This window comes from Pseudomonas sp. EA_65y_Pfl2_P74, from assembly GCF_963970575.1.
GTDB lineage: Bacteria > Pseudomonadota > Gammaproteobacteria > Pseudomonadales > Pseudomonadaceae > Aquipseudomonas > Aquipseudomonas baetica_A.
Map to the genome: position 1 here is coordinate 68,488 of NZ_CAXAOQ010000007.1, position 14,453 is coordinate 82,940.

At 59.2% G+C, this 14,453-nt stretch carries 13 protein-coding genes; 9 read left to right on the forward strand and 4 right to left on the reverse strand.

Annotated elements, in window-relative coordinates; translation table 11 throughout:
- Positions 1-9 precede the first annotated feature (9 nt).
- Entirely contained in the window at positions 10-819 is an 810-nt protein-coding gene (locus AACY18_RS07055; RefSeq protein ID WP_339431788.1) for a helix-turn-helix domain-containing protein, read from the forward strand.
- A 35-nt stretch (positions 820-854) separates the two neighbouring features.
- On the opposite strand, the gene AACY18_RS07060 is transcribed toward AACY18_RS07055, so the two are convergent.
- Positions 855-1,751: a LysR family transcriptional regulator gene (locus tag AACY18_RS07060; RefSeq protein ID WP_339431789.1), complete on the reverse strand. Its 897-nt coding sequence runs from the start codon at positions 1,749-1,751 to the stop codon at positions 855-857.
- A 163-nt stretch (positions 1,752-1,914) separates the two neighbouring features.
- On the opposite strand from AACY18_RS07060, the gene amaB reads away from it, so the two are divergent.
- The 8 genes from amaB to AACY18_RS07100 all read left to right on the forward strand — a co-directional run bounded on the left by amaB (position 1,915) and on the right by AACY18_RS07100 (position 11,867).
- Positions 1,915-3,405 carry an L-piperidine-6-carboxylate dehydrogenase gene (gene amaB / locus AACY18_RS07065; protein WP_339431790.1) on the forward strand — a complete coding sequence of 497 codons (1,491 nt, stop codon included), beginning with the start codon at positions 1,915-1,917 and terminating at the stop codon, positions 3,403-3,405.
- A 159-nt stretch (positions 3,406-3,564) separates the two neighbouring features.
- Positions 3,565-4,848, forward strand: coding sequence for an L-pipecolate oxidase (gene amaA, locus AACY18_RS07070; RefSeq protein WP_339431791.1), 1,284 nt, complete (start codon positions 3,565-3,567; stop codon positions 4,846-4,848).
- Between the two features lie 368 nt (positions 4,849-5,216).
- The gene (locus tag AACY18_RS07075) at positions 5,217-6,350 is read left to right on the forward strand and encodes an ABC transporter substrate-binding protein (RefSeq protein ID WP_221733066.1); all 1,134 of its coding nucleotides are present in this window, start codon (positions 5,217-5,219) and stop codon (positions 6,348-6,350) included.
- Positions 6,351-6,528: 178 nt separating this feature from the next.
- Positions 6,529-7,443, forward strand: coding sequence for an ABC transporter permease subunit (locus AACY18_RS07080; protein WP_221733065.1), 915 nt, complete (start codon positions 6,529-6,531; stop codon positions 7,441-7,443).
- 3 nt (positions 7,444-7,446) lie between these two features.
- A complete protein-coding gene (livM, locus tag AACY18_RS07085; protein ID WP_339431792.1) occupies positions 7,447-8,748 on the forward strand; it encodes a high-affinity branched-chain amino acid ABC transporter permease LivM in 1,302 nt (433 codons plus the stop codon).
- The gene (locus AACY18_RS07090) at positions 8,745-9,617 is read left to right on the forward strand and encodes an ABC transporter ATP-binding protein (RefSeq protein WP_339431793.1); all 873 of its coding nucleotides are present in this window, start codon (positions 8,745-8,747) and stop codon (positions 9,615-9,617) included. Before livM ends, AACY18_RS07090 begins: the two co-directional genes overlap by 4 nt.
- Positions 9,614-10,330 carry an ABC transporter ATP-binding protein gene (locus AACY18_RS07095; RefSeq protein ID WP_339431794.1) on the forward strand — a complete coding sequence of 239 codons (717 nt, stop codon included), beginning with the start codon at positions 9,614-9,616 and terminating at the stop codon, positions 10,328-10,330. Before AACY18_RS07090 ends, AACY18_RS07095 begins: the two co-directional genes overlap by 4 nt.
- A 772-nt stretch (positions 10,331-11,102) precedes the next feature.
- A complete protein-coding gene (locus AACY18_RS07100; RefSeq protein ID WP_339431795.1) occupies positions 11,103-11,867 on the forward strand; it encodes an SDR family oxidoreductase in 765 nt (254 codons plus the stop codon).
- A 53-nt stretch (positions 11,868-11,920) separates the two neighbouring features.
- On the opposite strand, the gene AACY18_RS07105 is transcribed toward AACY18_RS07100, so the two are convergent.
- From AACY18_RS07105 to ureG, 3 genes are all read right to left on the reverse strand, one after another.
- On the reverse strand, positions 11,921-13,054 hold the full coding sequence (locus AACY18_RS07105) for an AGE family epimerase/isomerase (RefSeq protein WP_339464595.1): 1,134 nt from the start codon (positions 13,052-13,054) through the stop codon (positions 11,921-11,923).
- A 175-nt stretch (positions 13,055-13,229) separates the two neighbouring features.
- Positions 13,230-13,802, reverse strand: coding sequence for a HupE/UreJ family protein (locus AACY18_RS07110; protein WP_339431797.1), 573 nt, complete (start codon positions 13,800-13,802; stop codon positions 13,230-13,232).
- Positions 13,803-13,829: 27 nt separating this feature from the next.
- Positions 13,830-14,444: an urease accessory protein UreG gene (ureG, locus tag AACY18_RS07115; protein ID WP_339431798.1), complete on the reverse strand. Its 615-nt coding sequence runs from the start codon at positions 14,442-14,444 to the stop codon at positions 13,830-13,832.
- Positions 14,445-14,453 lie beyond the last annotated feature (9 nt).

A 14,453-nucleotide genomic window follows, 5' to 3' on the forward strand; every position in this document is an offset into this window, starting at 1 on the left:
AGTCGGTCTATGTGCGAGTTTTTTTCTGCTAACTTGAGGCTGCTGTGTAGTCACTACAGATCTGTCGCGGAAGTTTGTAGGAAACTTCGAATTAATCGTGGGCAATTCAATAAGTATCTGTGTGGGAAAAGCATCCCCACACCTTTCAACCTCAAGCGAATCTGCGACTTTTTTGGCGTGGAAGCGTTTGAAATAGCGCTGCCATCGGAGCAATTCGTTGCCTTGATTGACGTTAGGGCCAATAAAAATCAGGCCTCGGGGGAGGTGAGAGCATCACGGATCATGCATGAACACCTGCGCGAACAGTCCTCACCTGAGCTGAAAGCCCACAGCGGTTATTACTACGAGTATTACAACGCAATGACTGAGCCCGGCTCTATTCTGTGTTCGCTTGTGCATGTACGGGAGGAGGGTGACGACGTTGTCTATGAGCGAAACGAGCGCTTACAGATCGCCGGGGTTGGCGATGATTTCGAGACGTATCGATATTTGGGTGTTGCCTATTACCTGCGCGATCGCTTGTTTTTCGTCGATTATGAATCGCTGACGTCAAACGAGATCAGCCAAACCATCCTCATCCCAAGTTTCAAAAGCTGTATCACTCGGCTCAATGGTTTGAAGCTTGGGGTTTCTGCAGCCGATCATCGTGCTCCTTCATGTTCAAGGGTTGTCTGGGAGTATCTCGGGCAGGAAATCAATCGGGCCGATGCCTATCGGCGCGTAAGGTTGTACAAGGCCAATGATTGCGCTATCGACGCCGATCTGCGCGCACGCCTTGCTCAAGCTCAGGTTGTGGACGGTCTGTTTGTTATTGCCTGACCCCGTCCGTGTAGGAGCTGGCGCAGGGAATGGGATCAGGGGCTATCGATCTGTTCCAGCATCCACTTCACAAAATCGCGCACCTTGGGCACTTCCGCCGAGTGTTCCGGGTAGGCCAGGTAATAGGCGTCGGTGCTGGGCATTGCATGCTGCCAGGGAATGACCAGTTTGCCGTCGGCCAATTCCTCTTCCACCAGAAACCTCGGCAATAGCGCTACACCGCAGCCGACTTGTGCGGCGCGGATGCACATATAAAAGGTTTCGAAACGCGGCCCGTGGTAGCTGTGCTCGGTCTGGTAACCCTGATTGTCGAACCAGTCGTGCCAGGCCTGTGGGCGCGACGCATTTTGCAGCAGCACCAGATCGGTGAGTTGCGTCGGGTCAGTGAACGGTGTTTGCGGCAGGCTGCCCGGCGCGCAGACCGGCACAAGCTCTTCGCCGAACAGCTTCAGGGATTCAGTGCCGGGCCGCGAACTCTGGCCGAAATAGAACGCCAGATCACTGCGCCCTTGCAGCAAATCATCGGCTTCCTGCTCGTTGCACAGATCCAGATGAATCGACGGATGGCGCAAACGCCAGCCCTTCAGGCGCGGCACCAGCCAGCGAGCGCCGAAGGTCGATGGCGTCGAGACGCGCAGGACTTCGGTCTCACCGCCGTAGGAGCGCAGGTAATGGGTCGACATCTCTACCTGTGTGAGGATTTTTCTGACTTCGACCAAGTACAAATCCCCGGCGGGCGTCATCTGCAAACGGCGACGCACGCGACGAAACAACAAGTGCTGCAACAATTCCTCAAGCTGCGCGACCTGTTTGCTGACAGCGCTCTGCGTCAGGTTCAGCTCCTCGGCGGCGCGGGTGAAACTCAAGTGCCGGGTCACGGCCTCGAAGCACTGCAACGCGGTGATCGATGGCAAGTGGCGTTTGTTCAGCATGGCGGATCCTTTTCTTGTCTTTCTATGCTCAGCATGAATAAACGGAATGATATCTCGCGTAAAGGTCGTTTGTTGCCTTGCCGTTGGGACGCTACAACTAAAGGCCTGCCCGGTCGTGAAAAAGCGGCCGCACACATTCAGTTTTTTGCTTGAGGAGTGACCCATGGTTGCCGCATTGCTTGATCGTCTTGGTGTAAACCCGGCCCTTTATCAGAACGGCAAAGTGCCGGTGCATTCGCCGATCGACGGCAGCCGGATTGCCGCCGTGAACTGGGAAGGCGCGGCTGAAGTCGAGCAGCACATCAGTCGCGCAGATCATGCGTTCGAGGCGTGGCGCAAGGTGCCGGCGCCGCGTCGCGGGGAACTGGTGCGTCAATTCGGCGAAGTGCTGCGTGAATACAAAACCGATCTCGGCGAACTGGTGTCGTGGGAAGCCGGCAAGATTACTCAGGAAGGCCTGGGTGAAGTGCAGGAGATGATCGACATCTGCGACTTCGCCGTCGGTCTGTCGCGCCAGTTATACGGTTTGACCATTGCTTCCGAGCGCCCGGGCCACCACATGCGTGAAACCTGGCATCCGCTGGGCGTGGTCGGGGTGATCAGTGCGTTCAACTTCCCGGTCGCGGTGTGGGCGTGGAACACCACGCTGGCGCTGGTTTGCGGTAACCCGGTGGTGTGGAAACCGTCGGAGAAAACCCCGCTGACGGCACTGGCGTGCCAGGCCCTGTTTGATCGCGTGGTGAAGAATTTCACTGACGCCCCGGCGAACCTCTGCCAGGTGATCATCGGTGGCCGTGACGCCGGTGAAGCCCTTGTCGACGACCCGCGTGTGGCGCTGATCAGCGCCACCGGTAGCACGCGCATGGGCCGCGAAGTGGCGCCGAAAGTCGCTGCACGATTCGCCCGCAGCATCCTTGAGCTGGGCGGCAACAACGCGATGATCCTCGGCCCAAGCGCTGATCTGGACATGGCGGTGCGCGCGATTCTGTTCAGCGCGGTCGGCACTGCCGGTCAGCGTTGCACCACGCTGCGTCGCTTGATCGCCCACGAATCGGTCAAAGAAGAAATCGTCACCCGCCTCAAGGCGGCTTACGCCAAAGTGCGCATCGGTCATCCGCTGGAAGGCAATCTGGTGGGCCCGCTGATCGACAAGCACAGTTTCGAGAACATGCAGGATGCGCTGGAGCAGGCATTGAGCGAGGGCGGTCGCGTGTTTGGCGGCAAGCGTCAACTGGAGGATCAATTCCCCAACGCCTACTACGTTTCGCCGGCCATCGTTGAAATGCCGGAGCAGAGTGATGTGGTGTGCAGCGAAACCTTCGCGCCGATCTTGTATGTGGTTGGCTACAGCGATTTCCAGGAAGCGCTGCGTTTGAACAACGCGGTGCCACAAGGTCTGTCGTCGTGCATTTTCACCACGGACGTGCGTGAGGCCGAGCAGTTCATGTCGGCAGTCGGCAGTGACTGCGGCATCGCCAACGTCAACATCGGCCCCAGCGGCGCGGAAATCGGCGGCGCGTTTGGTGGCGAGAAAGAGACCGGCGGTGGTCGTGAGTCGGGCTCGGATGCGTGGCGCGCCTACATGCGTCGTCAGACTAATACCGTGAACTACTCGCTGGAATTGCCGTTGGCGCAGGGCATCACCTTCGACTGATACCTTCAGTCAGATGGATAACCCCTTGTGGGAGCGGGCTTGCTCGCGAAGGTGTCGGGTCAGTCGACTTAGACGTTGTCTGATATACCGCTTTCGCGAGCAAGCCCGCTCCCACATTGTTGAACAGTGTGTTTGTTAGGTTTCTGTTGGAGTCTGGCAATGCCGTTACGCGAAGAATGTCTGTGGGAAAAACTCACGCCGCAAAGGCCCGATAACACCGCGCTCAAGGGTGAGGTCAACGTCGATGTCTGCGTGATCGGTGCCGGGTTTACCGGGTTGTCGGCGGCGCTGCATCTGTTGGAGAAAGGCAAGAGCGTTTGCGTGCTGGAAGCCCATCGCGCCGGTCACGGCGGTTCCGGTCGCAACGTCGGATTGGTCAACGCCGGTATGTGGATCCCGCCGGACGAGATCGAAGCCGGGTTCGGCGAAGCCGTTGGCAGCCAGCTAAACCGCATGCTCGGTGCGGCGCCGGCGCTGGTGTTCAGCCTTGTGGATAAGTACAACATCGATTGCCAGTTGCGCCGCGAAGGCACCCTGCACATGGCCCACAACGCCAAGGGGGAGGCGGATCTGCGCAGTCGTGAGCAACAGTGGAAGCGCCGGGGTGCCCCCGTCGAACTGTTGACCGGCAAGGCTTGCGAGCAAGCCACCGGCACACAGAAAATTGCTGCTGCGTTGCTCGACCGTCGCGCGGGGACGCTTAATCCGATGGCCTATGTCACCGGGCTGGCGAATGCGGTGATGGGGCTCGGCGGGCAGATGTTCGATCACTCCCCGGTCACTCGTCTCGAGCGTGTAGGCCCGAAATGGTCGGTACAGACCGAACAGGGTTCGGTGCTGGCCGAGCAGGTTGTCATCGCCTCCAACGCCTACACCGAAGGCGACTGGACCGAGCTCAAGCGCAATTTCTTTCCCGGTTTTTACTATCAGGTTGCCTCGGTGCCTTTGAGCGAAGACGCCGCACAGCAGATCCTTCCGGGCGGGCAGGGCTCGTGGGATACCCGGCAAGTGCTCAGCAGCATCCGCCGCGACAAAGACGGGCGGTTATTGCTTGGCAGTCTCGGTAATGGCAATCAGAAACCGACCTGGTTCCTCAAGGCCTGGGCCGACCGGGTGCAGCAGCATTACTTCCCCAATCTGAAGCCGGTCGAGTGGGAGTGCACCTGGACCGGGCGCATCGCTTTTACGCCCGATCACTTGATGCGTCTGTTCGAGCCGGCACCGGGACTGGTGGCAGTCACCGGTTACAACGGCCGGGGTGTGACCACGGGCACGGTGGTCGGCAAAGCCTTCGCCGACTATCTGTGTAACGGTAATCCTCAAGCCCTGCCGATTCCCTTTGCACCGATGCAGCCCCTGTCTGGCGCGGGGTTGCGTAGTTGCCTGTACGAGGCCGGATTCTCGCTGTATCACGCGGGCCAGTGCCTGCGCATTGTCATTTGAATGTTGAAAGATGTTGCGTAACGCGGCGCTTTTGCGCGTAGCGACTAGCCTGTAATGGTGCGGGTTGTAGCAGTCCCGCACCAGCAGTGTGCAGTTCGGTGACGCGAGCGGTTACAGGCTGGTTGCACGTCGTTTGGTGCCGCGGTTGCAATGATGGCGCACGCGGGTTGCGCCTGAAATTTTAAAAGGTTTCACCTTCCGCGGTTTAGACGGTTGCACGCCCAATGAAAATGGGAACGAAACAGTCGAAATAACAAGAAAGCAGCGACTTTTTGAAGAATAAAAAACCGATGGCACGGCCCTTGCTCTGAGCATTCAGTGAAATGAAGTCGCAGTGCCAACTAAAAAAAACCTTGGAGCACCACCTCATGTCCCAGACGTTTTACAAGAAAGGCTTTCTGGCCCTCGCAGTGGCTACTGCGTTGGGTGTTTCTGCGTTTGCTCAGGCTGACATCAAAATCGGCGTAGCGGGTCCAATGACGGGCGCCAACGCGGCATTTGGCGAGCAGTACATGAAGGGCGCCCAGGCGGCAGCCGATGCGGTCAACGCGGCCGGTGGCGTCAACGGGGAGAAAATCGTTCTGGTCAAGGGCGATGACGCCTGCGAACCGAAGCAGGCTGTGACGGTCGCCAAGGACCTCACCAACCAGAAAGTCGCCGGCGTGGTCGGTCACTTCTGCTCCTCTTCGACCATTCCAGCGTCGGAAATCTACGACGAAGCCGGCATTATTGCGATCACCCCGGGCTCCACCAACCCGCAAGTGACCGAGCGCGGCCTGAGCGCCATGTTCCGTATGTGCGGACGTGACGACCAGCAGGGCATCGTCGCCGGCGACTACATTGTCGACGTGCTCAAGGGCAAAAAAGTTGTTGTTCTGCACGACAAGGACACCTACGGCCAAGGTCTGGCTGACGCCACCAAGGCTCAGCTGATCAAGCGCGGCGTGACTCCGGTTCTTTACGAGGGCCTGACCCGGGGCGAAAAAGACTTCAGCACCATCGTGACCAAAATCCGTGGCGCTGGCGCCGACGTCGTCTATTTCGGTGGTCTGCACCCGGAAGCCGGTCCTCTGGTTCGCCAACTGCGTGAACAGGGCTTGAAAGACGTCAAGTTCATGTCCGACGACGGCATTGTGACCGACGAACTGGTGACCACCGCCGGTGGCCCGCAATTCGTCGATGGCGTCCTGATGACTTTCGGCGCCGACCCGCGTCTGCTGCCAGACAGCAAGGCGGTCGTCGATGCGTTCCGCAAGGCCGGCACCGAGCCTGAAGGCTACACCCTCTACGCTTACGCCTCTGTACAAGCCCTGGCTGCAGCCTTCAACGGCGCCAAGTCCAACGACGGCGAAAAAGCGGCTGTATGGCTGAAGAAAAACCCGGTCAAGACCGTCATGGGCGAGAAATCCTGGGACGCCAAGGGCGACCTGAAAGTCTCCGACTACGTGGTTTACGAATGGGACAAGGACGGCAAATACCACCAGCTGGAAAAACAGAAGTAAGGGCTGACGCGATCACCTGAACGCCATAAACCCCTGTGGGAGCGGGCAAGCCCGCTCCCACAGGAGGCGGTGGCGATAGGTAAATCGCGCTCTGACATTGCTCCGACGTAAATCTGTATTTTCCCTAGAAGAGCCGCACGCCTCAGGTGTGCAGGTTCTCACTGCGTGAGATTGCGTTATGGATGGTATTTTCCTGCAGCAACTGGTCAACGGCCTGACCCTCGGGTCGGTCTATGGCCTGATCGCCATCGGCTACACAATGGTCTACGGCATCATTGGCATGATCAACTTCGCCCACGGCGAGGTTTACATGATTTCCGCTTACCTGGCGGCAATCAGTCTGGCTCTGCTGGCTTACTTCGGTATCGAATCCTTCCCACTGCTGATGCTCGGCACGCTGATCTTCACCATCGTCGTCACGGCGGTCTATGGCTGGGTCATCGAGCGTGTAGCCTACAAACCCCTGCGTAACTCCACCCGACTGGCACCGCTGATCAGCGCCATCGGTATTTCCCTGATCCTGCAAAACTATGCACAGATCGCCCAAGGCGCGAAGCAACAAGGCGTGCCGACCCTGCTGACCGGTGCCTTGCGTGTCGACATCGGCACCGGCTTCGTGCAACTGACTTACACCAAGATCTTCATTCTGGTCGCGGCGTTCGTGGGCATGGGCCTGCTGACCTACGTGATCAAGTACACCAAACTCGGTCGTATGTGCCGCGCGACCCAACAAGACCGCAAGATGGCTTCGATCCTGGGGATCAACACCGACCGGGTGATTTCCTACGTGTTCATCATCGGTGCGGCCATGGCGGCGCTGGCGGGCGTACTGATCACCATGAACTACGGCACGTTCGACTTCTATGCCGGTTTCATCATCGGCATCAAGGCGTTCACCGCCGCGGTGCTTGGCGGGATCGGTTCATTGCCCGGTGCGATGCTCGGCGGGATCATCCTCGGGATCTCCGAGTCGCTGTTCTCCGGCCTGGTCAACTCCGACTACAAAGACGTGTTCAGCTTCTCGCTGCTCGTACTTGTTCTGGTCTTCCGGCCGCAGGGCCTGTTGGGCCGTCCTCTTGTGTCGAAGGTGTAAGCGATGTCTTCAACCACTCAAAAAAACATCGATATCAAAAAAAGCCTGGTTGAGTCGATTCTTGCCGGCCTCATTGCCTTGGTCGTGTTTGGCCCGATTGTCGGCGTCGTACTCGACGGCTACAGTTTCAACCTCGAATCGACCCGTGTGGCGTGGATTATCGCCATCGTCATGGTTGGCCGATTTGCCCTCAGCCTGTTCCTGCAAACGCCCAAGGGGCTGAAGATTCTCGACGGATTCGAGAGCACCAGTTCCGGCGTGCATGTGCTGCCAGCCGATCACAAATCAAGCCTGCGCTGGATCATCCCGTTACTGATTCTGCTGGCCGTGGCCGTGCCGTTCTTCTCTAACTCCTACCTGCTTGGCGTGGTCATCCTCGGGTTGATTTACGTGTTGCTGGGCTTGGGCCTGAACATCGTGGTGGGCCTGGCCGGTTTGCTCGATCTGGGTTACGTGGCGTTCTACGCCATCGGTGCCTACGGGCTGGCGCTGGGTTACCAGTATCTCGGTCTGGGCTTCTGGACCGTGCTGCCGCTGGCGGCGATCACGGCTGGCCTTGCCGGCTGTATCCTCGGTTTCCCGGTCTTGCGCCTGCATGGCGACTATCTGGCAATCGTGACCCTGGGCTTCGGTGAAATCATTCGTCTGATCCTCAACAACTGGTTGTCCCTGACGGGCGGCCCGAATGGCATGTCGGCACCGCTGCCGACCTTTTTCGGTCTGGAGTTCGGCAAACGGGCGAAGGAGGGTGGGATACCGTTTCACGAGTTCTTCGGCATCGCCTACAACTCTGACGTGAAGTATTACTTCATTTACGCGGTGTTGTTCCTGGTGGTGCTGGCCGTGCTGTACATCAAGCATCGTCTGGTGAAGATGCCGGTCGGCCGCGCCTGGGAAGCTTTGCGTGAAGATGAAATCGCTTGCCGTGCGATGGGCCTGAACCACGTACTGGTCAAACTGTCGGCGTTCACCATCGGTGCGTCGACGGCCGGTCTGGCCGGTGTGTTTTTCGCGACCTACCAAGGTTTCGTCAACCCGACCTCGTTTACCTTCTTCGAGTCGGCGCTGATCCTGGCCATTGTCGTGCTCGGCGGCATGGGCTCGACCATCGGTGTGGTGATTGCGGCGTTCGTGCTCACGGTGGCCCCGGAACTGCTGCGCGGCTTCGCCGAATATCGCGTGCTGCTGTTCGGCATCCTGATGGTGTTGATGATGATCTGGCGACCACGAGGGCTGATCCGCATCAGCCGTTCCGGGGTCACTCCACGCAAAGGTGCCATTCACTACGAGAGGACTGCGCCATGAGTGAAGTCGTACTCTCTGTTGAAAAACTGATGATGCATTTTGGTGGCATCAAGGCGTTGAGCGATGTCAGCCTGAAGGTCAAACGCAATTCGATCTTCGCGCTGATCGGCCCCAATGGCGCCGGCAAGACCACGGTGTTCAACTGCCTGACCGGGTTCTACAAAGCCTCCGGTGGCAAGATCGAACTCAATGTGCGCGGCCAGAAGACCAACGTCATTCAATTGCTGGGCGAGTCGTTCAAACCGACCGATTTCGTTTCGCCGAAAAGCTTCCTCAGCCGTCTGTACTACAAGATGTTCGGTGGCACCCATCTGGTGAACCGCGCAGGCCTGGCCCGCACGTTCCAGAACATTCGCCTGTTCAAGGAAATGTCGGTACTGGAAAACCTGCTGGTGGCCCAGCACATGTGGGTCAACCGCAACATGCTGGCCGGCATCCTCAACACCAAGGGCTATCGCAAATCCGAAAGCGACGCGCTCGATTGTGCGTTCTATTGGCTGGAAGTGGTCGATCTGGTGGACTGCGCCAACCGTCTGGCCGGTGAGCTCTCCTACGGCCAGCAACGCCGACTGGAGATCGCCCGGGCCATGTGCACACGGCCGCAGATCATCTGTCTCGACGAACCTGCCGCCGGCCTCAACCCTCAGGAAACCGAAGCGCTGAGCGCGATGATCCGGCTGCTGCGCGACGAGCACGATCTGACCGTGGTGCTGATCGAACACGACATGGGCATGGTCATGAGCATTTCCGACCACATTGTGGTGCTGGACCACGGTATCGTTATCGCCGAGGGCGGGCCCGAAGCCATCCGTAACGATCCAAAAGTGATTGCCGCCTATCTGGGCGCCGACGAAGAGGAGCTGGTATGACTCAACCGATCCTCGAACTCAAAGACCTCGACGTGTTCTACGGTCCGATCCAGGCACTCAAGGGTGTTTCGCTGCAGATCAATGAAGGCGAAACCGTCAGCCTGATTGGCTCCAACGGCGCGGGCAAGTCGACGTTGCTGATGTCGATCTTCGGCCAGCCGCGAGCGGCGAGCGGGCAGATCCTCTATCAAGGCGTCGACATTACCCACAAGTCTTCGCACTACATCGCCTCCAACGGCATCGCGCAGTCGCCAGAAGGACGACGGGTGTTCCCCGACATGACCGTCGAGGAAAACCTGTTGATGGGCACCATCCCGATTGGCGACAAACACGCCAAAGAGGATATGCAGCGCATGTTCACGCTGTTTCCACGGCTTGAAGAACGGCGCAATCAGCGAGCGATGACCATGTCTGGCGGCGAACAGCAGATGCTCGCCATCGCCCGCGCGTTGATGAGCCGGCCGAAGTTGTTGCTGCTCGATGAGCCGAGCCTGGGCCTGGCGCCGATTGTGGTGAAGCAGATTTTCGCCACTCTGCGCGAGCTGGCGAAAACCGGCATGACCATTTTCCTCGTCGAGCAGAACGCCAACCATGCGCTGAAGCTGTCGGATCGGGCGTATGTGATGGTCAACGGCGAGATTCGCCTCACGGGTACGGGGAAAGAGTTGCTGGTGAACGAGGAGGTGCGTAACGCCTATCTGGGCGGGCACTGAGTTATCCCCAGATACACACAGCCCCGGCGACGCAAGTCCCGGGGCTTTTTCATTCCTCGAACCACCACAGCCCCTTGTGGGCGCAAGCTCGCTCCCGCAGTTGATATGCGCAAGTTCCAGAATTGTGGAAAACAAATTCCCCAACCTGCCAAAGCGCGACATATAGACGCTGCAATTGGCTGTTTTTCCACAGTTTTGACTTGTCCCCGTTTGCTGTGGAGCCGGCTGTGAATAACGTGGTAGTAGCTGGCTGCGAGCCTTTGAAACCGTGGCTTTCAGGCGTGTGATTGTTTTTTGATCAGGCTTTTTTGCGTGAGTGACAGACGCCGTTGTCAACCTTTTTATGGGGCGTGTATTGCCGTCGACCCGAGGTTGGTCAGGCTGTGGATAAGTCTGTGATTAAACTCTGGAAAGACTCCGCTAAGCGGCGTAATGACTGGCTTCGCGCAATCATCGCGGTGACTGCTCGGTCGTGCAAAATGCCATGTCCCGCACATCTGCCGCTTCAGGGTCAAGCAAAAAACTTTCTATTCGTCCCGCAAAGCCTTGTGTGGCGAGGCTTTACGCGTTTCCACTTGCCCCCGGAAACTGTGGAAGGGCCTGTGGATAAGGTGCGTGCACATGGCTACAAGCCACGTTCGCTATAGCGTTGGCGCTGCTGGTTGTTTTTTGCACAGTTCGCGAGTGTTGCTCGTGATTGCGAGGCCGGGCATGCTGCCACCTGATTTTCTATTTCAAGGGCTGCCTTGGCGGCCGAAGCAAGGAGAACACGATGTCCAACACCCTGTTTATCACTGGCGCGACGTCCGGTTTTGGTGAAGCCTGTGCCCGCCGTTTTGCCGAGGCTGGCTGGAAACTGGTGCTGACCGGCCGTCGTGAAGAACGCCTCAATGCCCTGTGCGCCGAACTGTCCAGGCAAACCGAAGTGCATGGCCTGGTGCTCGATGTGCGTGATCGCAAGGCGATGGAGGCGGCGATTGCCAACCTGCCGCCATCGTTCGCCAAGCTGCGTGGCCTGATCAACAACGCCGGTCTGGCGCTGGGCGTCGACCCTGCGCCGAAATGCGATCTGGATGACTGGGACACGATGGTCGACACCAACGTCAAAGGCCTGATGTACGCCACGCGTTTGCTGCTGCCGCGCCTGATCGCCCACGGTCGTGGCGCTGGCATCGTCAATCTTGGTTCTATCGCCGGCAACTATCCGTATCCGGGCAGCCATGTGTACGGCGCGACCAAGGCGTTCGTTAAGCAGTTCTCGCTGAACCTGCGTTGCGACTTGCAGGGCACGGGTGTGCGGGTCAGCAACATTGAGCCGGGGCTGTGTGAAAGCGAGTTTTCGCTGGTGCGTTTTGCCGGCGATCAGGAGCGTTACAACGCGACCTACGCCGGTGCCGAGCCGATCCAGCCGCAGGACATCGCCGAGACGATTTTCTGGGTCATGAATGCGCCGGCGCACATCAACATCAACAGCCTTGAGCTGATGCCGGTGAGCCAGACCTGGGCGGGTTTTGCCATCGAGCGCAACAAGGTTTAGAGCCAGCAGCCTGTGCCGAGCGAGCACGCTTGGCACAGGTCACAGGCAGCCCATCAACGAAGATAGGCCGCCAGTCCGCTGTAGCAGGTCGCAAGGTGATAGGGCGTCGTCGAAGGCATGTCCTTGCGGCTGACGTCACCTTGTTCATCGCGGCACTCATGCCAGCCACCGGCATGCAGGAAGCGCTGTTGCAATGCCTGCAATTGATGCAGCACCACAACCTCGCTGTCGGGGCGTAAGGTCAGCGCCCGCAGATACTCGGCCTGCGCCCAGATCCGTTGAGTCGAATCTTTCGGGCGTCCGTCCAGTTCCAGATCAAGCATCGCCCGCACGGCGCCGCAGGGCTGCTGCACACCGAATTGCTCGGTAAACGCGAACGCCTTGTCCAGTGCTGAATGCAGTTTCGAGCCACGCAACAGCGCTGAGGACTGCAGCAGGAAGTACCACTCGAACTGGTGCCCCGGCTCGTACCAGTTATCCACAGCCCCGAGCGGTTTCTCCATCAACACGCCATGTTGTGGATCGATGAACCGCTTGTGCATGGCTGTGCATAACTCAACGAGCGCTTGTTGCGTTGCCGCGTCTTCACGCACTGACAAGGTCGCGAGAAAGGCTTCGGCCAAGTGCATCAGCGGGTTCTGCAACGGGCCGGTTTGCAGGGTGATCCAGTCGCGCTCAAGGCACGCTTCGTACAAGCCGTCACCGGTCGCAAAACGGCGGCCGATGATTTCCAGTGCGGCATTGAGCGTCGACTCCACCAGCGGCTCACGGGACTTGTCCCAGTAATGTGCGCAGGCGAACAGGATAAAGGCGTGGGTATAGAGATCCTTGCGCTGATCCAGCGGTTTGCCCTGTGGATCAATGCTGTAGAACCAGCCGCCATGTTCGCCATCGTGGAAGTGTCGTTGCAGCGAGCGAAACAGCGCGGCCGCGCGATCTTCGGCGTTATCCACAACCCCGATCAGGCTGGAAAACAGATACAACTGCCGCGCGCAGGCCATCGCCCGATAGCGTTGCGGTGGCAGCGGCTGATGTGCGGCGTCCAGCGCCTCGTAAGGCAGCGCCATGTCGGCGTTCCAGCCCGGGCCTTGCCAGAGGGGCACGATCACGTTGACGAAATGCTGTTGCACGTCGCTGAACAGGGCGGTCAATTCAGGCAGGGACTTGGAGCGGGAAGCGAGGGGCATGGGCGGACGTCGTCACGGCTGGGGCGATTGCGCGACATGGTAGCAGACAGCATGGGGGGAGCGATGCGGTGTCTGATCGGCCGTCTTCGCGAGCAAGCCCGCTCCCACCATGGATTTAGGGTAAACACAAAACCTGTGGGCTTGCTCGCGAAGGGGCCTGCTCAGGCGATAGAAATCAACCGGCCAGCAACCACGCACCCGTCACCGCCGAAGCAGCACCCGCCAGGCGCACCAGCGGCGCAGCAGCCTGAGGCAGAAAACGAACCACCGCATAACCAGCGGCATGCAGCGCAGCGGTCGCCGCCACAAATCCCGTCGCATACGCCCAGGGACTCGACATGTCCGGCAACTCCAGGCCATGCGCGACACCATGGAACAGCGCAAACAACGCCGTCGCCGCCACCGCCATCACCAATGGCGGACGCACCGCCAGCGCAACCGCCAGGCCCAGCGCCAGCACCGACGCCGCAATCCCGCTTTCCAGTGCCGGCAACTCCAGCCCTTCAAAACCGAGCATGCCGCCGATCAACATGGTGCCGACGAAGGTGCACGGCAGCGCCCAACGCGCCGCGCCTTGCTGCTGAGCCGCCCACAAACCGACGGCAATCATCGCCAGCAAATGATCGAGGCCGCCCATCGGATGGCTGATACCCGCGATCAAGCCACTGTCGCCATGCCCTGGGTGAGCAAAGGCCAGCGCCGGGGTCAGCAGCAGCGCCAGGGCGCCCAGAATACGTTTGAATGTCATGGATAAGCTTCCTTGTTGATAAGTGAATCAGGCTGCGGTCAGCAGGCCCTGGCGTTCAATGAAGGCGATGATCGCTTCCAGGCCCTGACCGGTTTTCTGGTTGCTGAACACAAACGGCTTGCCGTTGCGCATGCGTTTTGTGTCGCTGTCCATCATGTCCAGCGAGGCGCCGACCAGCGGGGCGAGATCGATCTTGTTGATCACCAGCAGGTCGGACTTGCAAATACCCGGCCCGCCCTTGCGTGGCAGCTTGTCGCCGGCCGAAACATCGATCACGTAGATCGTCAGGTCGGACAGTTCCGGGCTGAACGTCGCCGAGAGGTTGTCGCCGCCGGACTCCACCAGAATCAGATCCAGCCCCGGGAAGCGTCGGTTCAGTTGATCGACCGCTTCGAGGTTGATCGAGGCGTCCTCGCGGATCGCCGTGTGCGGGCAGCCACCGGTTTCCACGCCGATGATCCGCTCCGGTGCCAGGGCTTCATTGCGCACCAGAAAATCGGCGTCTTCGCGGGTATAGATGTCATTGGTGACCACGGCGAGGTTGTAGCGCTCGCGCAGTGCCAGACACAGGGCCAGGGTCAATGCGGTTTTGCCGGAACCGACCGGGCCGCCGATGCCGACGCGCAGAGGTTGTGTGTTCATATGCTTCTC